Origin of the sequence: Actinokineospora enzanensis DSM 44649 (assembly GCF_000374445.1) — a bacterium.
GTDB classification, from domain to species: Bacteria; Actinomycetota; Actinomycetes; order Mycobacteriales; family Pseudonocardiaceae; genus Actinokineospora; species Actinokineospora enzanensis.
The window spans coordinates 25,123-43,804 of sequence record NZ_KB894433.1; the positions used below are offsets into that span (position 1 = coordinate 25,123).

Below are 18,682 nucleotides of genomic sequence, written 5' to 3' on the forward strand. Positions count from 1 at the left end.
GTCGATCCGCTGATCGAGTCCTAGGGAGACGCCGTGGTGCTGTCGTCGCTACACAACCTCGCGGCCGGTGACGGTCCGAGTCCGGTCATGCCGCACATCTCCGAGGTCATCCTCGGGCTGGTCGCGTTCGGGCTGCTGTTGTTCGTCCTCGCCAAGTTCGTGACGCCCCGGTTCGAGGCGCTCTACGCCGAGCGCACCGCCAAGATCGAGGGTGGCATCGAGAAGGCGGAGGCCGCGCAGAAGGAGGCCGAGGCCGCGCTGCAGCAGTACCAGGCGCAGCTGGCCGAGGCGCGGGCCGAGTCCGCGCGCATCCGTGACGACGCGCGCGCCGAGGCCGAGCAGATCAAGGACGAGCTGCGCGCCCAGGCACAGGAGGAGGCCGCGCGGATCGTCGCGCAGGGCGAGGCCCAGCTCTCCGCCCAGCGCGCGCAGATCGTCGCCGAGCTGCGGGCCGAGCTCGGCCGCAACGCCGTCGAGCTGGCCAGCCGGATCGTCGGCGAGTCGCTTGAGGACGAGGCGCGTCGGCGCGGCACCGTGGACCGGTTCCTGGCGGAGCTCGACGCGGTCTCCGCTCCCGCGAAGAGCTAGGGGAACGCGATGACCGCAACCTCCGCGACAGCCAGCCTGCACGCCGCCAGCCGTGAGGCGCTGGCGGCGGTCGAGCTGACGCTGCTCGACGTGCTGGAGGCCGCGCCAGCGAGCGCGGCGACCATCGGCGAGGAACTGTTCGCCGTGGTCGGCCTGCTCGACCGGGAGATCGGCCTGCGCCGCACGCTGGCCGACGCCTCCACCGACCCGGCCGCCCGCGAGCGGCTGGTCACCGACCTGCTCACCGGCAAGATCGCGGCGGGCACGCTCACCGTGCTCACCACCGCGGCGGGTGCCAGGTGGTCCAGCCCGCGCGAGCTGCTCGACGGCCTGGAGTCGCTGGCCGTGACCGCGCTGCTGGTCGGCGCCGAGCGGGCGGGCAGGCTGGACACGGTCGAGGACGAGCTGTTCCGGCTCGGGCGGATCATCGCCGACCAGACCGAGCTGGAGCAGGTCCTTGCCGATCGCAACGCCCCCACCGAGGGCAAGCTCGTGCTGGTTCGCGAGCTGATCGGCGGCAAGGTCGACCCGACCTCCGCCGCCCTGGTGGAGAACCTGGTCGCGCACCCGCGTGGGCGCCAGGTCGTCGCCGGGCTGGAGGCGCTGGCGGCCGAGGCGGCCAAGCGCCGCGAGCGGTCGGTGGCGCACGTGATCTCCGCTGGCCCGTTGTCGGCCGAGCAGCAGGACCGGCTCGCCGGTGCGCTGCAGCGGATCTACTCGCGGCCGATCGCGCTGCACCTGGAGATCGACCCGGGACTGGGCGGCGGCCTGGTCGTCAAGGTCGGCGACGAGGTCATCGACGGCAGCACCACCGGACGGCTGGACGCCCTGCGGCGCCGCTTCGCCGGCTGACCCCCTAACTTTTCCGAGCAACGAAGTGAGAGCAGGAACGACATGGCGGAGCTGACGATCTCGTCGGACGAGATCCGCAGTGCGATCGAAAACTACGTCTCCAGCTACTCCCCGGACGTCAACCGGGAAGAGGTCGGAACGGTTTCCGACACCGGCGACGGCATCGCCCACGTGGAGGGCCTGCCCTCGGCCATGGCCAACGAGCTGCTGGAGTTCCCCGGCGGCATCGTGGGCGTGGCGCTGAACCTGGACGCCCGCGAGATCGGTGTCGCCATCCTCGGCGACTACGACAAGATCGAGGAGGGCCAGGAGGTCAAGCGGACCGGCAAGGTCCTCTCGGTGCCGGTCGGCGACGCGTTCCTGGGCCGGGTCATCGACCCGCTGGGCGCGCCGATCGACGGCCTCGGCGAGATCCCGGCCGAGCAGGAGCGCGTGCTGGAGCTGCAGGCCGCGACCGTGGTGCAGCGGCAGCCGGTCGGCGAGCCGCTGCAGACCGGCATCAAGGCCATCGACTCGATGACCCCGATCGGCCGCGGCCAGCGCCAGCTGATCATCGGTGACCGCAAGACCGGCAAGACCACGGTCTGCGTCGACACCATCATCAACCAGAAGAAGGCCTGGGAGTCCGGCGACCCGAAGCAGCAGGTGCGCTGCATCTACGTCGCGGTCGGCCAGAAGGGCTCCACCATCGCGGGCGTCAAGGCCGCGCTGGAGGAGGCGGGCGCGCTGGAGTACACCACCATCGTCGCCGCCCCCGCGTCCGACTCGGCGGGCTTCAAGTGGCTGGCCCCCTACACCGGCTCCGCGCTCGGCCAGCACTGGATGTACCAGGGCAAGCACGTCCTGATCATCTTCGACGACCTGACCAAGCAGGCGGAGGCCTACCGCGCCATCTCGCTGCTGCTGCGCCGCCCGCCGGGCCGCGAGGCCTACCCGGGCGACGTCTTCTACTTGCACTCGCGCCTGCTGGAGCGTTGCGCCAAGCTGTCCGAGGACCTGGGCGGCGGCTCGATGACCGGTCTGCCGATCATCGAGACCAAGGCGAACGACATCTCCGCCTACATCCCCACGAACGTCATCTCCATCACCGACGGCCAGTGCTTCCTGGAGTCGGACCTGTTCAACTCCGGCCAGCGCCCGGCGGTCAACGTCGGTACCTCGGTCTCCCGCGTCGGCACCGCCGCGCAGACCAAGGCGATGAAGTCGGTCGCCTCGACGCTGCGCCTGGAGCTGGCCCAGTACCGCGAGCTGGAGGCGTTCGCCGCCTTCGCCTCCGACCTGGACGCCACCTCGAAGGCCCAGCTGGAGCGCGGCACCCGGATGATGGAGCTGCTCAAGCAGGGCCAGTACTCCCCGGTGGCGGTCGAGGAGCAGGTCGTCTCGATCTGGCTCGGCACCCGCGGCTACCTCGACGACATCGCCGTCTCCGACGTGCGCCGGTTCGAGGCCGAGCTGATGGACAACCTGCGGCATCGCCACTCCGGCGTGCTGGAGGAGATCCGGGTGTCCCGGGCGCTGTCCGACGACAACACCGAGCGCCTCAAGCAGGCGGTGGAGTCGTTCAAGCAGGCCTTCGCCGCGGGCAGGCCGGGCGCCGTGGTCGAGTCCGCCGCGGACGCCCTCGCAGCCGACCAGGTGGGCCAGGAGACCGTCAAGGTCAACAAGCCCGCGCCGACGGCGTAGGCGGTCCGCCATGGCACAGCTTCGCGAGATCCGGCAGCGCATCAAGTCCGCGCAGTCGTTCAAGAAGATCTTCAAGGCGCAGGAGCTGATCGCGACCTCGCGGATCAGCAAGGCGCAGGCGCGGGTGGCCGCGGCCAAGCCGTACGCGGACGAGATCACCTCGGTGCTCACCGCGCTGGCCACCGCCGCGACCAACCTGGACTCGCCGCTGCTCGCCGAGCGTCCGCGCTACCGGCGGGCGGGCGTGCTGGTGGTGACGTCGGACCGCGGGCTGTGCGGCGGCTACAACGCCAACGCCATCAAGCGGGCCGAGGAGCTCATCCAGCTGCTCAAGGACCAGGGCAAGACCCCGGTCGTGTGGGTGATCGGGCGCAAGGGGCTGAACTACTACCGGTTCCGCCAGCGTGAGGTGCGCGGCAGCTGGACCGGGTTCTCCGAGCGGCCGTCCTATGTGGATGCCACGGCGGCCAGCCAGACCATGATCCAGTCGTTCCTGCACGGCGAGGACGACGTGGACGACAAGCCCGGTCTGGACGGCGTGCTCGGCGTGGACGAGCTGCACATCGTCTACACCGAGTTCCGCTCGATGCTCTCCCAGCGGCCGGTCGCCACCCGGATCGCGCCGCTGGAGCTGGAGTACGTGGAGAAGCCCGCCGCGGGCACGCTCAGCTCGGCGTACGCCTTCGAGCCCAGCGCCGACGTGCTGCTGGACAACCTGCTCCCGAAGTACATCAACACCCGCATCTACGCGGCACTGCTGGAGTCGGCCGCGTCCGAGTCCGCCGCCCGCCGCACGGCGATGAAGTCCGCCACGGACAACGCCGACGAGCTCGTCAAGAGCTTCACCCGTGTCGCCAACCAGGTCCGCCAGGCGCAGATCACCCAGGAGATCAGCGAGATCGTCGGTGGCGTCGAGGCACTCGCAGCCGCAGGAAGTGATGACTAATGACTGCCATTCAGGAACCCAGGACCGCGGTCGGTCGCGTCGTCCGGGTGATCGGCCCCGTGGTCGACGTGGAGTTCCCGCGCGACTCGGTGCCCGAGCTCTACAACGCGCTCAAGGTCGAGGTCGACCTTGAGTCGCTGAAGAAGACCATCACCCTGGAGGTCGCCCAGCACCTCGGCGACAACCTGGTGCGCTGCATCTCGATGGCGCCCCAGGACGGCCTGGTGCGCGGCGCCCCGGTGCACGACACCGGCGAGGCCATCTCGGTGCCGGTCGGCGACCTGGTCAAGGGCCACGTGTTCAACGCCCTCGGCGAGTGCCTGGACAAGCCGGGCCACGCCGCGGACGCCGAGCGCTGGCGCATCCACCGCCGCCCCCCGGCCTTCGACCAGCTTGAGGGCAAGACCAAGATGCTGGAGACCGGCGTCAAGGTCATCGACCTGCTCACCCCGTACGTCGAGGGCGGCAAGATCGGCCTGTTCGGCGGTGCCGGTGTCGGCAAGACGGTGCTCATCCAGGAGATGATCACCCGTATCGCCCGCAACTTCGGTGGCACCTCGGTGTTCGCCGGGGTCGGCGAGCGCACCCGTGAGGGCACCGACCTCTTCCTGGAGATGGAGGAGATGGGCGTTCTCCCGGACACCGCGCTGGTGTTCGGCCAGATGGACGAGCCGCCGGGCACGCGTATGCGGGTCGCCCTGTCCGCGCTGACCATGGCGGAGTACTTCCGCGATGTGCAGAACCAGGACGTGCTGCTGTTCATCGACAACATCTTCCGCTTCACCCAGGCCGGTTCCGAGGTCTCCACGCTGCTGGGCCGCATGCCCTCCGCCGTGGGGTACCAGCCGACCCTGGCGGACGAGATGGGTGAGCTCCAGGAGCGCATCACCTCGACCCGCGGCCGCTCGATCACCTCGATGCAGGCCATCTACGTGCCCGCGGACGACTACACCGACCCGGCGCCCGCGACCACCTTCGCCCACCTGGACGCGACGACGGAGCTTTCCCGTCCGATCTCCCAGAAGGGCATCTACCCGGCGGTCGACCCGCTGACCTCGTCCTCCCGCATCCTCGACCCGGCCGTGGTCGGCGACGAGCACTACCGGGTGGCCCAGGAGGTCAAGCGGATCCTGCAGAAGTACAAGGAGCTGCAGGACATCATCGCCATTCTCGGCATGGACGAGCTGTCCGAGGAGGACAAGGTCACGGTCAACCGGGCCCGCCGCATCGAGCGCTTCCTCTCGCAGAACTTCTTCGTCGCGCAGAAGTTCACCGGCGAGGAGGGCTCGTTCGTCAAGGTCTCGGACACCATCGAGGCCTTCGACCGGGTCGCCAAGGGCGAGTTCGACCACGTGCCGGAGCAGGCGTTCCTCTCCATCGGTGGGTTGGACGACCTGGAGCGCAAGTACCAGGCGCTGACCAAGAAGTAAGCGCCGTCCGAACGCGACCGGGGCCGATGTCCATTGTGGACATCGGCCCCGGTTTTCCGTTCTTCGTGGCTCAGCGCAGGGTGACCATCTGGGGTGCCTGGCCGGGCTCGGTCACCTCGACCTGGGTGGCGGTGGCCGGGAGGATCGCGCCGTCCTTGCCCGCGTCGGTCCACGCGCCGTCCACTGTGGATCGGTAGCGCAGCTGCGCGCCCAGTGCGGCCACCAGCCGCCCCTTGCCGTCCGGCAGCAGGACCGACACCGGCAGCACGGCCTTCGCGTCGAGCGGTCCGCAGAAGAGCCACCGTTCCGGCCCCAGGCCCCGCACGCCGAGGTAGAGCCGGGGACCGCCCGCGAAGTCCGGTGCGTACTCGACCGCGATCACGCTGCCGCCGCCGGGCACGTCGGCGATCAGCCGGAACCCCGGCATGGACATCGGCTCGATCGGGTCGGTGAAACCCGCCTGGGCCAGCTCGGTGATGAGCCCGAGACCGGCCACCTCCTCGCTCGCCTGGCTGCCGCCCAGCCGGATCGGGTCGTCGGTGGGCCAACCCGTCAGCGCGGGTGCCGGGAAGTCGCGTTGCAGGCGGGGGTGTCCGGCAGGCCCGCTCGCCTCGGTGACATGGATGTTGCGCATGTCCGCGGCTCCGGGCCGATACGCGACCCGCACGTCGCCGGGGACGACCGGGCCGCCCATGGTGCCGAACCAGGCTCCGTCGTACTCGGTCATGCCGGTCCAGCCGCGCGCGGTCGTGCCGTCCGGGCCGACCGACAGCCGTGTCGACATGCTGAGCGGCAGGGTATTGACGGTCAGCAGGAACCGGTCGCCCTCACCGAAGAGGAACGCGGGGCCGTCCTGGTCGCCGCCGGGAGCGACGCGGAGGCCGATCAGCGCGGGCCGGTCGCCCAGCACGAGGCCGACCAGGACCCCGCGCGCCTCCTCGTAGACGTGCTTCAGATCCGTGGCGGGCGACCCGTTCGTCCCGCCGGTCACCAGGATCCGCGCGCCATCGTCTCCGGTGATCGCGGAGCTGGTGACCTGCCAGGCCACCACGGCCGCCCGGCCCGCCGGGGTGGTGCCCGCCCAGTAGACGTGCGGTGCGCCGACCCGGGCCGCGTCGGGCACGGTCGCGGGCAGCCCCGCCCGGAACGCCGCCTCCGCCGCGCCCAGGTAGGCCTGGTCGCCTGCCAGGTCGCCCCGGGTGGCGGCGGACACCATCGGGATCGACCGGTCGTTGCCCGACGCGTCGCTCGGCGCACTGGCCACGGGCGCGTCGCCGCGCAGCGCGGTGCTCACCGAGATGCCGGTGGCCGCCACCACGGCGGCCAGGGTGCCGCTGAGCGCGGCACGGCGGCGGAACCGCCTGCGCCGCCCGCCGCGCAGCACGTCCGGGGCGAACCCGGTACGCGGCTCGATGTCCTCGGTCGCCGCCCGCAGCACGCGGGACAGCTCTGTCGTCTCTGTCGTCTCCAAGTCCTCATCCCCTCGTCAGGTCGGGCGCGGCCAGCAGGCCGCGCAGGCGCTCCACGCCGCGGGCGGTCTGGCTCTTGACGGTGCCGGTCGAGATACCCAGCGCCGCGGCCGTGTCGGCCTCGGACAGGTCGTCGAAGAAGCGCAGGACCAGCACCGCGCGCATCCGCGCGGGCAGCGTGCCCAGCGCCCTGGTCACCTCGTCCCGGTCGACCACACCGCCCTCGTGGCCGCCGACGCCCGGCTCGGCCACCGCGTCCATCGGCGTCTCGGTCACCCGGCGGGACCGGGTACGCCACCGGTTGGCCGAGGCGTTGGCCAGGGCCGACCGGACATACGGCTCCAGGTCGCCGCGCACCCGCCCGCGCCGGGCGTACACGCGTTCCAGCACGTCCTGGAGCAGGTCCTCGGCCGCGGCCCGGTCGCCCGCGCAGAGCAGGTACGCGGTACGCAGCAGCGCCGTGGACCGGTGCGCCACGAAGTCGGCGAACTCGCTGTCGGGATCGATCGCGCTCACCCCCTGTGTCCGACTCGGTGTCGGTCGGTCGTTCCCCCGGACTGACACCGGCCTGGCTGGGGAGGTTGTCAGTGCTCCGATTAGACTGGCGGGGAACCGCGAGACTTGAGGAGATACCGTGGCTGAGATGTCGGTCCAGCTGGTCGCCGTGGAACGACGCCTGTGGTCGGGCACCGGCAGCTTCGTCGTCGCGCAGACCACCGAGGGCGAGATCGGCATCCTGCCCGGTCATGAGCCGGTGCTCGGCCAGTTGGTCGAGGGCGGTGTGGTGAAGATTCGCACCACCGACGGCGAGACGGTCACCGCCGCGGTCTTCGGCGGCTTCCTCTCGGTCACCGCCGACGCGGTGAGCATCCTGGCCGAGTCGGCCGAGCTGTCCACCGAGATCGACGTGGCGCAGGCCCGCTCGGACCTGCAGCACGCCGACACCGAGGAGCGCACGCGGGCCGCGGCCCGGCTCCGGGCGGTCGGGCAGACGGCCTGACGCGGGCCTGAGCGGCAGGGGAGCGGCCAGTGGACATCAGCTTGATGGTCGTGGCGCTCCTCGCCGCCGTCCTGGTCATCCTCCTGCTGCTGGTGACCCGCCGCGTCCGGCTGCTGCGCTCCGGCGGCATCCACGTCGCCCTGCGCACCCGCGTCGACCAGTCCGGCAAGGGCTGGCACTGGGGCGTCGGCCGCTACCAGGGTGACGAGTTCGCCTGGTTCCGGGCGCTGAGCCTGCGCGCGGGCCCCGACCGGGTACTGCACCGGGACGGCCTGGAGATCGCCTCCCGCCGCGAGCCGGAGCACGCCGAGGAGCCCAACCTGCCGCACGGCTCCCGGGTCCTGCGCTTCGAGCAGGCTGGGGTACCCGCGATCGAGATGGCCATGGGGCCGGACGCGCTCACCGGGTTTCTCTCCTGGATGGAGAGCGCGCCCCCCGGCAAGCGCCTGCCCTGGGCCTCCTGACCCGCTAAGCGTTCGAGCCACCCGGCTGCCACAGCACGTCACCATCCGGGTTCGCCACTCGGGACAGCACGAACAGCAGGTCCGAGAGCCGGTTCAGGTACTTCACCGCCACCGCGTTGGTGGTGTCCGGTTCGGCCTCCACCAGCGCCCAGCCGCCCCGCTCCGCCCGCCTGCACACCGTGCGTGCCACATGCAGACAGGCCGCGCCGGGGGTGCCGCCGGGCAGGATGAACGAGGTCAGCTTGCCGACCCGCTCGTTGAACCCGTCGATCGCGCCCTCCAACCGGGTCACGTAGTCCTCGGTGATCCGCAGCGGCGGGTAGGGCGGGTCCGGCACGATCGGTGTGCACAGGTCGGCGCCCACGTCGAACAGGTCGTTCTGCACCGACCGCAGCACGTCGGCGATGTCATCGGGCAGCGCGCCCAGGGCCAGCGCGACGCCGATCGCGGAGTTCGCCTCGTCCACGTCGGCGTAGGCGGCCAGCCGGGGCGAGGTCTTGGGGACGCGGGAGCCGTCGCCGAGGGCGGTCAGGCCGCCGTCGCCGACCCGGGTGTACACGCGGTTGATTCGCACGGACATGCCGCCAAGGGTAGCGATCGGCGGCGGTGCCCCCGGCCACCCGACAGCCGGACCGGGCGGGCATCATTGCCCCCGTGACAGAGCACTTCCAGGTTCGCGGCGGGGCCCGGCTCGTCGGCGAGGTCGAGGTCGTCGGCGCCAAGAACAGCGTGCTCAAGCTGATGGCGGCGGCACTGCTGGCCGAGGGCACCACCACGCTCACCAACTGCCCGGAGATCCTCGACGTCCCGCTGATGGCCGACGTGCTGCGCAGCCTGGGCTGCGCGGTCGACATCGACGGCGACACGGTCGTGATCACCACGCCCGCCCGGCCGGAGCACCGCGCCGACTCGGCGTCCATGGGCAAGCTGCGCGCCTCGGTGTGCGTGCTCGGCCCGCTGGTCGGTCGGCTGAAGAAGGCGGTCGTCGCGCTGCCCGGCGGCGACGCGATCGGCTCCCGGCCGCTGGACATGCACCAGAACGGCCTGCGACAGCTGGGCGCGACCAGCGAGATCGAGCACGGCTGCGTGGTCGCCCAGGCGGAGAACCTGCGCGGCGCGCAGATCTGGCTGGACTTCCCCAGCGTGGGCGCCACCGAGAACATCCTGATGGCCGCCGTGCTGGCGGAGGGCACCACGGTGATCGACAACGCCGCGCGCGAGCCGGAGATCGTCGACCTGTGCGTGATGCTGCAGCAGATGGGCGCCAAGATCGAGGGCGCCGGGACCTCCACGCTCACCGTGCACGGCGTCGGCTCGCTCGCACCGACCGAGCACCGCGTGGTCGGCGACCGGATCGTCGGTGCCACCTGGGCCTTCGCCGCCGCGATGACCCGCGGCGACATCACCGTGAAGGGCGTCGACCCGCACAACCTGGACCTGGTGCTGGAGAAGCTGCGGATGGCGGGCGCCGAGGTCGGCACGTTCGCCGACGGGTTCCGCGTGGTGCAGCACGACCGGCCGCGCGCGGTCGACTTCGTGACCCTGCCCTACCCGGGGTTCGCCACCGACCTGCAGCCGTTCGCGATCGCGCTGACCGCGGTGGCCGACGGCACCTCGATGATCACCGAGAACCTGTTCGAGGCCCGGTTCCGGTTCGTCGAGGAGATGATCCGGCTGGGCGCGGACGCGCGCACCGACGGCCACCACGCGGTGGTGCGCGGGGTGCCGAGGCTGTCCAGCGCGCCGGTGTGGGCCTCGGACATCCGCGCGGGCGTCGGCCTGGTGCTGGCCGGGCTGTGCGCGGACGGGGTCACCGAGGTGTGGGACGTGTTCCACATCGACCGCGGGTACCCGAAGTTCGTGGAGAACATGCAACGGCTCGGGGCCGACGTGCGCCGGGTCGACGCGGAACCTGAGCGTGCCTCTTAAAGGCGTTACCACCTGCCGGATTCGCTCGGTTTCGGCTGCTATGGGTGACTGACCGCTCACCCATACGGCGCAATCCGTGCCCGTTCGCCGCCTGCTGACGCGGTCCGATTGGCGGTCGCCGCGCCTGATCGGGCCGAGTACAACGGGACCACCTGTCGTGACCTAGTGCGGTCGTGACCGAGTGGAAGAGGGCGTGATGCGTGTTCGGCGCAAGGTAGGTGTGTGCTCGGCTTCCGTAGTTGGTGTGACAGTGGTCGCCCTGACCGCGGCAGTTTTGTCTCCGCCGGTGGCGTCTGCCTCCCCGACGCTGCCCAAGGTGCCGGTGGCGCAGGGCTACGGCGGCGCGGTCGTGTCCGACACGGTGGAGTCCACCCAGGCGGGCCTGGACGTGCTGCGCCGCGGCGGAACGGCGGCCGACGCGGCGGTCGCGGTCGCGGCCACCCTCGGCGTCACCGACCCCAATGTGGCGGGCCTGGGCGCGGGCGGCTACTTCCTGTACTACGACGCCAGGTCCGGCAAGGTCTACACACTCGACGGCCGGGAGACCGCGCCCGCGAAGGCCGACCAGAACCTGTTCGTCAACCCGGCCACGGGCCAGCCGTACGCGTTCGCGGACGCGGTGACCAGCGGCCTGTCCGTTGGCGTCCCGGGCAACCTGGCGACGTGGCAGCGGGCGTTGGACCGGTGGGGCAAGTTCGACATGTCGGACGTGCTGCAGCCCGCGATCCGGGTGGCGGAACAGGGTTTCCCGATGTTGCCCGCGATCCACGACCAGATCGTGCTGAACCAGGCCAGGTTCAAGCAGTTCAGCTCCACGTCCGCGCTGTTCCTGCCGGGCGGCCAGGCACCGGCGGTCGGCACGAACTTCCGCAACCCGGACCTGGCGAAGACGTATCGCGAGATCGCCCGCCACGGCACCCGCGCCTTCTACGGCGGCCCGATCGGCCGAGACCTGGCCGACGCGGTCCAGCACCTGCCGCTCGCGCCGGACGCCACCGTCAAGCCGCCCAACGGCACCCTCTCGGTGAACGACCTGCGCGCGTACCGGGCACTCGACCAGGCACCCACGCACATCAGCTACCACGGCGCGGACATCTACGGCATGGCCCCGTCCTCCAGCGGTGGTACCACGGTCGGTGAGTCGCTGAACATCCTGGACAAGTTCGATATCGGCAACCGCGACCGCACCCAGGCACTGCACTACTACCTGGAAGCCTCGAAACTCGCCTACGCCGACCGCGGCCGCTACGTGGGCGACCCCCGGTTCGTGAACGTCCCGACCGACGCCCTGCTGTCGAAGTCCTACGCAGAGGTTCGCGGCTGCAACATCGACCCGATCCGTGCCCGGCCCGCGCCGGTCGCCCCGGGTAACCCGCTGTCGCCCGGCCCGTGCATGCCGCCGCCGCCGTCGGTGGCCGCCGCGCCGGACACCGAGGTCCACACGAACCACTTCGTGGTCGCGGACTCGCGCGGGAACGTGGTGTCGTACACGAACACACTGGAACAGTTCGGCGGCAGCGGGATCGTGGTGCCCGGCCGCGGTTTCCTGCTGAACAACGAACTGACCGACTTCAACTTCACCCCGACCCAGGGCACGGCACCCGACCCGAACCTGCCCGCCGCGGGCAAGCGCCCCCGCTCCAGCATGTCCCCGACCATCGTGCTGCGCGACGGCAAACCGTGGCTGGCGGTCGGCTCCCCGGGCGGCTCCACGATCATCACCACGGTCCTGCAAATCCTGATCAACCGCATCGACTTCAAACAATCACTGCCCGACGCACTGGCCGCCCCACGTGCCAGCCAGCGCAACACCCCGACGGTGACCGCCGAACCGGCCTTCATCACGGCCAACCCCGGCCTGGCGGGTTACGGCCACACCTTCACCCCCCAGGACGAGATCGGCGTGGCGGCCGCCCTGGAGTTCCTGGACCACGGCCAAATCCTCGCCGTCGGCGAACGAACCCGCCGCACGGGCACCTCAGCGGGCGTCGTCCACCCGTCGCACTGACTGTCGGGCCGCCCGAGCCTTTCCGGCTCGGGCGGCCCTTTTTGTCCTCCGCAGTGTCTGAGCGGGCACTTAACCGTGCAAGGCAGCATCCACACCATGTTCACGCGGGCCGAGGAAATGCGGATCCGGCCGCACCACCGCGTCGAACACCGCCTTGATGCCCGCAGGCACCTCCCGCACCCAATACTTCCCGGCCTCCCCACCAGGAACCGGCGCCACCACCCCCACCGCCGCGATTCCCGCGTTTCGGCACAGGAAAACCGCGCGCCGGACATGGAAATCCTGCGTCACGACCAACGCCGAATCGACACCGAAGATCTCGCGGGCACGAACACACGAGTCGTACGTGTCAAAACCGGCGTAGTCGGCCACCACCTTGGACGCCGGAATACCCCGCGCGACCAACCACGTGGTCATCGCCGCGACCTCGTTGTACTGCACCGTGCCGTTGTCCCCGGAAACCAGCAGCGCCCGCACCCGCCCGGACCGATACAACTCCCACGCCGCCTCCAACCGGGCCTCCAGATAGGGCTTGGGCGTCCCGTCGTCCTTCAGGCCCGCGCCCAGGATGAGGGCGACGGGGGCCGATGGAGCGTCGGCGGCGTGGAAGACCGGGCCGGTGTTCAGGCGGATCCACAGGATGGGGCCGAACAGCACCAGCAGCAGCCCGGCCGCGAGCAGCGCCCACCTCTTCCGCACGAGCGCGATCATGCCCGAGTCAGTCGTCCAGCAGGGCCGCGATGGCGGTTTTCTCGTCGGCGGGGAAGACCAGGATCCGCAGCCCGTCGCCGTCCGCGGACGGGACCGTCGTGGCTCGGATGCCCGCGCCGCGGAGGCGGTCCTCGACGAACCGGGCGGCGGTGCGGCTGGGGACCTTGGCGACCTCGCGGAGCAGCCCGTAGTCGCGTTTCTCGTCGGTCGCGAACGCCCAGCGCAGGACCAGGCCCAGGACGCCGATGACGAGCAGGGCGACCAGCAGCAGGTAGGGGGCGGGCAGGTCCACGGTCACATCATGCCCGTGTGAGCGAGGCCACGGGCGCGGAACCTGTTACCGGCCAGTAAGCTCCCTCGAAAGGGACGTTAACGGAGGTTCACCGGTGCCGTACCCCACTGACCGTGAGCGCGACCGCCCGTGGGTCATGCGCACCTACGCCGGCCATTCCTCCGCCGCGAAGTCCAACGAGCTGTACCGGCGCAACCTCGCCAAGGGCCAGACCGGCCTGTCGGTCGCGTTCGACCTGCCCACCCAGACCGGCTACGACCCCGACCACGAGCTGGCGCGCGGCGAGGTCGGCAAGGTCGGTGTGCCCGTCAGCCACGTCGGCGACATGCGCGCGCTGTTCGACGGCATCCCGCTGGGCGGCGCCAACACCTCGATGACGATCAACGCGACCGCCATGTGGCTGTTCGCCCTCTATGTCACCGTCGCGCAGGAGCAGGCCGAGGCGGAGGGCGCGGACTGGCACGAGGTGGTCGCGCGGCTTACCGGCACCACGCAGAACGACATCATCAAGGAATATCTCTCCCGCGGCACCTACGTTTTCCCGCCCGGCCCGAGCCTGCGGCTGATCACCGACATGGTCGCCTTCGCCGTGGCGAACGTGCCGCGCTGGAATCCCATCAACATCTGCAGCTACCACCTCCAGGAGGTCGGCGCGACGCCGGTCCAGGAAGTGGCGTACTCGATGTGCACGGCCATCGCCGTGCTCGACGCAGTCCGGGATTCCGGGCAGATTCCGGCTGAGTCGTTCGGTGAGGTCGTCGGGCGCATCTCGTTCTTCGTCAACGCGGGCGTGCGGTTCGTCGAGGAGATGTGCAAGATGCGCGCCTTCACCGAGCTGTGGGACGAGATCTGCCGCGATCGTTACGGCATCACCGATCCCAAGCAGCGCCGGTTCCGCTACGGCGTGCAGGTGAACTCGCTCGGGCTCACCGAGGCGCAGCCCGAGAACAACGTGCAGCGGATCGTGCTGGAAATGCTCGCGGTGTCGTTGTCCCGTAAGGCACGCGCCCGCGCGATCCAGCTTCCCGCGTGGAACGAGGCACTGGGACTGCCGCGGCCGTGGGACCAGCAATGGGCGTTGCGGATGCAGCAGGTTCTCGCCTATGAGACGGATCTGTTGGAATACGATGACATCTTCGACGGTTCCCCGGTGATTAAGTCCAAAGTGGACGAGATCCTGACCGGCGCGCGCGCGGAGATCGACCGCGTGCAGGCGATGGGCGGCGCGGTCGCGGCTGTGGAGAGCGGCTACATGAAGACGCGGATGGTCGCGTCGTTGGCCGAGCGGCGCAGGCGGATCGAGGCGGGCGCGGAGGTGATCGTCGGGGTGAACAGGTTCGACACCACCGAGCCCAGCCCGTTGCAGGCCGAGGGCGCCAAGGCGATCGAGACCGTCGACCCGGTGGCCGAGCTGGCCGCGGTCGAGGCGATCACCGCGTGGCGGGCCGGGCGGGACGACGCCGCGGCAGGCGAGTCGCTGGACGCGCTGCGGGCGGCGGCCAAGACCGACGTGAACCTCATGCGGGCCACGATGACCTGCGCCCGCGCGGGCGTGACCACCGGCGAGTGGGCGGCTGCCCTGCGCGAGGTGTTCGGCGAGTACCGGGCGCCCACGGGCGTGTCGGGCGCGTCCGCGGCGGGCGAGGCCGGGACCGAGCTGGCGAAGGTGCGCGAATGGGTGGCGTCGACCGGGACCGAGCTGGGCGAACGGCTGCGGATGCTGGTGGGCAAGCCCGGTCTGGACGGGCATTCCAACGGCGCAGAGCAGATCGCGGTGCGGGCGCGGGACACCGGCTTCGAGGTCGTCTACCAGGGCATTCGGCTGACGGCCGAGCAGATCGTGGCCGCGGCGGTGCAGGAGGGCGTGCACGTGGTCGGCTTGTCGATCCTGTCCGGCTCGCACCTGGCGGCGGTGCCTGCCGTGGTCGACGGGCTGCGCGCGGCCGGGGCGGGCGACATCCCGGTGGTGGTCGGCGGCATCATCCCGCCGGAGGACGCGAAGACCCTCGCCGCGCGGGGCGTGGCGCGGGTCTTCACCCCGAAGGACTACGAGCTGACCCAGATCATGGCGGAGATCGTGCAGGTCATCCGTGTCGCTCGCGGACTGTCTGTTTAGGACTGTCTCTTTAGGGCAATAGCGAGAGGACGTCCGCAGTGGACGACACGGTGGCGAACCCGCCGCCGTGCAGGTTGACCGCGGTCGCCCGGGACAGCTCGTCCGCGGTCAGCTCGACGCCGCCGGGACCGGTCAGGCCGAAGGTGTAGGTCGCGTCGAGCGGCACGTGCACCTCGTAGCCGAGGTTGCCGCCGACACGCGCGGTCGTCTCCACGCACATGTTCGTCTGGATGCCCGCCAGCACGATCCGCGAGATCCCGCGTGCCCCGAGCCACGCGTGCAGGTCGACGGCACCGTGGAACGCCGAGTTGACGTGCTTGGTGAACATCAGGTCGGGCCGCGCGCCGTCCAGCTCCGCCTTGAACCCGGCCCCCGGCGTGCCCTGCGCCAGCGGCGAGTCCGGGATCAGCGAGTCGTGTCGGACCAGCACCAGCGGCTCACCGGCCGTCTGCCACGCGTCCAGCAGGGTCTTGATGTTGGTCTCCGCGTCCGGGTTGTTGCGCGTGCCGCAACGCGGGTCGTCGAAGCCGCGCTGCACGTCGATGAGGATCAATGCCGTCTGTGCCATGCCCCCAGCGTGTCGCGGCCGGGCGCGCGGGGGGAGATGCGGAAAAGGCGCGTTGCGATACTTTCCTGCCATGCGCATCATCGGCGTCCTGCTGCTGCCCGACACCCGGATGTTCGACTTCGCCGTGGTCAACGAGGTGTGGTCGAACGACGGCCGGGACGTCGGCCCGTTCGAGATCCGCCTGTGCGGCCCCGGACGGCGGAAGGTCACCCTGCACCCGGCCGGGCAGGTCGTACCCACCCACGGGCTGGCCGGCCTTACCGGCTGCGACCTGGTCATCGTCCTGGGCCGCGAGACTCCGCTGGCCGACGTCCCCCACTCGGTACGCCACGCACTCCGCGAGGTCCACGCCGCGGGCGTCACCGTCGCCGCCCTCTGCTCCGGCGCCTTCACCCTCGCCGCCGCCGGGCTGCTGTCCGGCCGCCGCGCCACCACCCACTGGGCCCTGCTGGACGCCCTGGCCAAGGTGTGCCCGGACGCCGTGATCGAACGCGACGTCCTGTTCACCGAGCAAGACGGTCTGCTCACGTCGGCAGGCTGCGTCGCGGGCCTGGACCTATGCCTCCATCTGGTCCGCCGCTCGCTGGGCCCACACCTGGCCACCACCATGGCCCGCCACCTCGTCACACCCCCGATCCGCGAGGGCGGCCAGGCGCAGTACGTCGAAACCCCGCTCCCGACCCGCCCATCCCGCGGCGACATAGCCTCCACAATGGACTGGGTGATGGCCCGCCTTGCCGACCCGGTCGGCGTCCCCGACCTGGCGCTGAAGGCCGCCATGAGCCCCCGGGCCTTCCACCGAGCCTTCGTCGCCGCCGTCGGCGACACCCCTGGCCGGTGGCTGTTGCTGCAACGCCTCCGCCACGCGCAGCTGCTCCTGGAGACGACGGACCTGTCGGTGGACCGGGTGGCGAGCCGCAGCGGCCTCGGCACAGCGGCGAACCTGCGCCGCCGCATGCGCGTGGAGTTCGGCACCAGCCCGTCGACCTACCGCCGCACTTTCGCGACGGTGTGAGGGTTTGGGCCGCTCGATCGAGCGGCCCAAACCGGCAGGGTCAGCCGGCCTTGACCGACCGGACGAACGTGGTGAAGGTTCGGCCGTCAAGGATCAGACGGCCGCCTGCACGGTTCTTGGTGTCGCGGACCAAGGTCTGCTCCCGCGTGTGACCGATCTCCACGCAGTCGTTGTTGGGGGCGCTGAAGCTGCTAACGCGCCAGGCGATGTGCTGCATGGGAACTAGCCCTCCTTGATCGACCGGATGAGCGCGGCGAAGGTCCGGGCGTCGAACGCCAGGCGATCGCCCACGCGGTTTTTGGTGTCGCGGATCAGGGTCTGCTGCAGTGCCTGGCCAACCTCGACGCAATCGTTGTTGGGCACGCTAAAGGTGCTGACCCGCCACGAGATGTGCTGCATTCAGCCCTCCTTGATCGACCGGACGAACGTGGTGAAGGTCCGGGCGTCGAGGGCCAGGCGGCCGCCTGCGCGGTTTTTGGTGTCGCGGATCAGGGCCTGCTGCAGTGCCCGGCCAACCTCGATGCAATCGTTGTTGGGGGCGCAGAACGAACTGACGCGCCACGTCACCTGGTTGTTCATCGTCCCTGCTCCAATCGCTTCGCCCGGTTGTCGATGAGTGCCGCAGTCTCTTCCACTGACAGCGCGAGTGACCGGGAGTGCTCGAACATCTCGTCAAACTTGGTTACATCGTCCGGTTTCTCTACCCATTCGCCGCCATCCGGGTATTCGAGGTACACCGCGTCGGCTTCGTCGTCCGGGTCGTCGAATCCGAGGATCGTGACCGCACCGGTCATCAGGCCGTAAGCGCCGGTGGCGAACGGGATCGCCTGTATGGTCACGTTGGGTCGCTCAGCGAGCGCCAGCAGGTAGCGAAGTTGCTCGGCCATCACAGCGGGCCCGCCGATCGTGCGACGGATGACGGCCTCGTCGAGAAGCGCGGTAAACTGCAACGCGTTTGGCCCATTCAGCCGCTTCTTGCGGTGTTCCATCGACGCGGCGTCGCGTTCGGCGTCGATGGGCGATGCGATGAACCTGCCCGCCGCGCGGTACATCGCCGCACGGTAATCGGAGGTTTGTAGCGGTCCCGGAAGTACGATCAGATACAGCGACCTGGCTGAGGCTGCTTCGCTCCAGGCTTTCACGAAAGCTCGATACCGGGGTGGCATCGCTGTCGAGTGTTCGAGCGGCGGAGCTTCCTGCTTGGCCTCTTCCCAGAGATCTTCGGCGAGCCGCCGTTGTTCTGCGTTGGCCCGGTAGAAGCCGAGCATCGCGGTCAGGGCCGAGTAGTCGCAAAGACTGTGCCCGTTCTCAATCCGTGACACGGTCGACGGTGTCTTACGTAGCAGCTTCGCGACTGCCTCGGGCTTGAGCCCGGCGTGGCCCCTCAGCTCGGCCAGGAACCTGCCGAGCTTGCGCTTCCGGCGTGTCTGAACGCTGGGCACCCACTGCTCCTCAAACCGCGTGTGTAACTTGTATTTGCAACCTTACCGCCTGTGTGTGCACGCAGGTCACTCGATAGGTGCAATGCGAAGGTGCAATGCACCTTGGTACCGTCTACCCGCTGGCGGGGCAGCTGTCCAGCCACCGGGTCAGTCGTCCCGGTCCGGTGGT

21 protein-coding genes are annotated in these 18,682 nt (G+C 70.3%); 11 read left to right on the plus strand and 10 right to left on the minus strand.

Annotation, left to right across the window (positions count from 1 at the left end; all coding sequences use genetic code 11):
- Nucleotides 1-33 precede the first annotated feature (33 nt).
- The 5 genes from C503_RS0128655 to atpD are packed head-to-tail and all read left to right on the plus strand — an operon-like array spanning nucleotide 34 to nucleotide 5,499.
- The gene (locus C503_RS0128655; protein ID WP_018685661.1) at nucleotides 34-588 is read left to right on the plus strand and encodes a F0F1 ATP synthase subunit B; all 555 of its coding nucleotides are present in this window, start codon (nucleotides 34-36) and stop codon (nucleotides 586-588) included.
- A gap of 9 nt (nucleotides 589-597) precedes the next feature.
- A complete protein-coding gene (locus C503_RS0128660; protein ID WP_018685662.1) occupies nucleotides 598-1,440 on the plus strand; it encodes a F0F1 ATP synthase subunit delta in 843 nt (280 codons plus the stop codon).
- A gap of 42 nt (nucleotides 1,441-1,482) precedes the next feature.
- Nucleotides 1,483-3,123, plus strand: coding sequence for a F0F1 ATP synthase subunit alpha (atpA, locus tag C503_RS0128665; RefSeq protein WP_018685663.1), 1,641 nt, complete (start codon nucleotides 1,483-1,485; stop codon nucleotides 3,121-3,123).
- 10 nt (nucleotides 3,124-3,133) lie between these two features.
- A complete protein-coding gene (locus C503_RS0128670) occupies nucleotides 3,134-4,069 on the plus strand; it encodes a F0F1 ATP synthase subunit gamma (protein WP_018685664.1) in 936 nt (311 codons plus the stop codon).
- A complete protein-coding gene (atpD, locus tag C503_RS0128675; protein ID WP_018685665.1) occupies nucleotides 4,069-5,499 on the plus strand; it encodes a F0F1 ATP synthase subunit beta in 1,431 nt (476 codons plus the stop codon). Before C503_RS0128670 ends, atpD begins: the two co-directional genes overlap by 1 nt.
- Nucleotides 5,500-5,569: 70 nt before the next feature.
- On the opposite strand, the gene C503_RS0128680 is transcribed toward atpD, so the two are convergent.
- Both C503_RS0128680 and C503_RS0128685 read right to left on the minus strand, forming a co-directional pair.
- On the minus strand, nucleotides 5,570-6,970 hold the full coding sequence (locus tag C503_RS0128680) for a hypothetical protein (RefSeq protein WP_156893590.1): 1,401 nt from the start codon (nucleotides 6,968-6,970) through the stop codon (nucleotides 5,570-5,572).
- 4 nt (nucleotides 6,971-6,974) lie between these two features.
- Nucleotides 6,975-7,484 carry a SigE family RNA polymerase sigma factor gene (locus C503_RS0128685; RefSeq protein WP_018685667.1) on the minus strand — a complete coding sequence of 170 codons (510 nt, stop codon included), beginning with the start codon at nucleotides 7,482-7,484 and terminating at the stop codon, nucleotides 6,975-6,977.
- Nucleotides 7,485-7,602: 118 nt separating this feature from the next.
- Here C503_RS0128685 and C503_RS0128690 point away from each other — a divergent pair, with 118 nt between their 5' ends.
- Together C503_RS0128690 and C503_RS0128695 are read left to right on the plus strand one after the other, a co-directional pair.
- Entirely contained in the window at nucleotides 7,603-7,968 is a 366-nt protein-coding gene (locus C503_RS0128690) for a F0F1 ATP synthase subunit epsilon (RefSeq protein WP_026316792.1), read from the plus strand.
- A gap of 29 nt (nucleotides 7,969-7,997) precedes the next feature.
- The gene (locus C503_RS0128695) at nucleotides 7,998-8,432 is read left to right on the plus strand and encodes a DUF2550 domain-containing protein (protein ID WP_018685669.1); all 435 of its coding nucleotides are present in this window, start codon (nucleotides 7,998-8,000) and stop codon (nucleotides 8,430-8,432) included.
- Between the two features lie 4 nt (nucleotides 8,433-8,436).
- Here C503_RS0128695 and C503_RS0128700 read toward each other — a convergent pair whose 3' ends face one another.
- Complete coding sequence (locus tag C503_RS0128700) at nucleotides 8,437-9,012, minus strand: cob(I)yrinic acid a,c-diamide adenosyltransferase (RefSeq protein ID WP_018685670.1); 576 nt, start codon at nucleotides 9,010-9,012, stop codon at nucleotides 8,437-8,439.
- A 74-nt stretch (nucleotides 9,013-9,086) separates the two neighbouring features.
- Here C503_RS0128700 and murA point away from each other — a divergent pair, with 74 nt between their 5' ends.
- Both murA and ggt read left to right on the plus strand, forming a co-directional pair.
- Nucleotides 9,087-10,361, plus strand: a complete 1,275-nt coding sequence (murA, locus tag C503_RS0128705) for a UDP-N-acetylglucosamine 1-carboxyvinyltransferase (protein WP_026316793.1) — start codon at nucleotides 9,087-9,089, stop codon at nucleotides 10,359-10,361.
- Nucleotides 10,362-10,557: 196 nt separating this feature from the next.
- Complete coding sequence (ggt, locus tag C503_RS0128710) at nucleotides 10,558-12,369, plus strand: gamma-glutamyltransferase (RefSeq protein WP_051114960.1); 1,812 nt, start codon at nucleotides 10,558-10,560, stop codon at nucleotides 12,367-12,369.
- A 69-nt stretch (nucleotides 12,370-12,438) separates the two neighbouring features.
- On the opposite strand, the gene C503_RS0128715 is transcribed toward ggt, so the two are convergent.
- Nucleotides 12,439-13,068: a SanA/YdcF family protein gene (locus C503_RS0128715; protein WP_211222480.1), complete on the minus strand. Its 630-nt coding sequence runs from the start codon at nucleotides 13,066-13,068 to the stop codon at nucleotides 12,439-12,441.
- 19 nt (nucleotides 13,069-13,087) lie between these two features.
- On the minus strand, nucleotides 13,088-13,372 hold the full coding sequence (locus C503_RS41255; RefSeq protein WP_051114961.1) for a hypothetical protein: 285 nt from the start codon (nucleotides 13,370-13,372) through the stop codon (nucleotides 13,088-13,090).
- 94 nt (nucleotides 13,373-13,466) lie between these two features.
- Here C503_RS41255 and C503_RS0128725 point away from each other — a divergent pair, with 94 nt between their 5' ends.
- Nucleotides 13,467-15,488 carry a protein meaA gene (locus C503_RS0128725; protein WP_018685675.1) on the plus strand — a complete coding sequence of 674 codons (2,022 nt, stop codon included), beginning with the start codon at nucleotides 13,467-13,469 and terminating at the stop codon, nucleotides 15,486-15,488.
- Between the two features lie 10 nt (nucleotides 15,489-15,498).
- Here the strand turns inward: C503_RS0128725 and C503_RS0128730 are convergent, their stop codons facing one another.
- A complete protein-coding gene (locus tag C503_RS0128730) occupies nucleotides 15,499-16,056 on the minus strand; it encodes a cysteine hydrolase family protein (protein WP_018685676.1) in 558 nt (185 codons plus the stop codon).
- 70 nt (nucleotides 16,057-16,126) lie between these two features.
- On the opposite strand from C503_RS0128730, the gene C503_RS0128735 reads away from it, so the two are divergent.
- Nucleotides 16,127-17,071 carry a GlxA family transcriptional regulator gene (locus tag C503_RS0128735; RefSeq protein WP_018685677.1) on the plus strand — a complete coding sequence of 315 codons (945 nt, stop codon included), beginning with the start codon at nucleotides 16,127-16,129 and terminating at the stop codon, nucleotides 17,069-17,071.
- Between the two features lie 40 nt (nucleotides 17,072-17,111).
- On the opposite strand, the gene C503_RS45010 is transcribed toward C503_RS0128735, so the two are convergent.
- From C503_RS45010 to C503_RS41260, 4 genes are read right to left on the minus strand one after another with little or no spacing between them, the layout of a single operon-like run.
- Nucleotides 17,112-17,288, minus strand: a complete 177-nt coding sequence (locus C503_RS45010; RefSeq protein ID WP_018685678.1) for a DUF397 domain-containing protein — start codon at nucleotides 17,286-17,288, stop codon at nucleotides 17,112-17,114.
- Between the two features lie 5 nt (nucleotides 17,289-17,293).
- Nucleotides 17,294-17,470 (minus strand): DUF397 domain-containing protein, encoded by a 177-nt coding sequence (locus C503_RS45015; protein ID WP_018685679.1) that lies wholly within the window; start codon nucleotides 17,468-17,470, stop codon nucleotides 17,294-17,296.
- Nucleotides 17,471-17,650: a DUF397 domain-containing protein gene (locus C503_RS0128750; protein ID WP_018685680.1), complete on the minus strand. Its 180-nt coding sequence runs from the start codon at nucleotides 17,648-17,650 to the stop codon at nucleotides 17,471-17,473.
- Complete coding sequence (locus tag C503_RS41260) at nucleotides 17,647-18,513, minus strand: helix-turn-helix domain-containing protein (protein WP_026316795.1); 867 nt, start codon at nucleotides 18,511-18,513, stop codon at nucleotides 17,647-17,649. The genes C503_RS0128750 and C503_RS41260 overlap by 4 nt, the downstream gene beginning before the upstream one ends.
- Between the last annotated feature and the right edge of the window lie 169 nt (nucleotides 18,514-18,682).

Bases quoted from the DNA above. Each gene is read 5' to 3' on its own strand.
- C503_RS0128660 (WP_018685662.1), top strand. From the start codon at position 598: ATGACCGCAACCTCCGCGACAGCCAGCCTGCACGCCGCCAGCCGTGAG.
- atpA (WP_018685663.1), top strand. From the start codon at position 1,483: ATGGCGGAGCTGACGATCTCGTCGGACGAGATCCGCAGTGCGATCGAA.
- C503_RS0128670 (WP_018685664.1), top strand. From the start codon at position 3,134: ATGGCACAGCTTCGCGAGATCCGGCAGCGCATCAAGTCCGCGCAGTCG.
- atpD (WP_018685665.1), top strand. From the start codon at position 4,069: ATGACTGCCATTCAGGAACCCAGGACCGCGGTCGGTCGCGTCGTCCGG.
- C503_RS0128700 (WP_018685670.1), bottom strand. From the start codon at position 9,012: ATGTCCGTGCGAATCAACCGCGTGTACACCCGGGTCGGCGACGGCGGC.
- ggt (WP_051114960.1), top strand. From the start codon at position 10,558: ATGCGTGTTCGGCGCAAGGTAGGTGTGTGCTCGGCTTCCGTAGTTGGT.
- C503_RS0128730 (WP_018685676.1), bottom strand. From the start codon at position 16,056: ATGGCACAGACGGCATTGATCCTCATCGACGTGCAGCGCGGCTTCGAC.
- C503_RS0128735 (WP_018685677.1), top strand. From the start codon at position 16,127: ATGCGCATCATCGGCGTCCTGCTGCTGCCCGACACCCGGATGTTCGAC.
- C503_RS45010 (WP_018685678.1), bottom strand. From the start codon at position 17,288: ATGCAGCACATCGCCTGGCGCGTTAGCAGCTTCAGCGCCCCCAACAAC.
- C503_RS45015 (WP_018685679.1), bottom strand. From the start codon at position 17,470: ATGCAGCACATCTCGTGGCGGGTCAGCACCTTTAGCGTGCCCAACAAC.
- C503_RS0128750 (WP_018685680.1), bottom strand. From the start codon at position 17,650: ATGAACAACCAGGTGACGTGGCGCGTCAGTTCGTTCTGCGCCCCCAAC.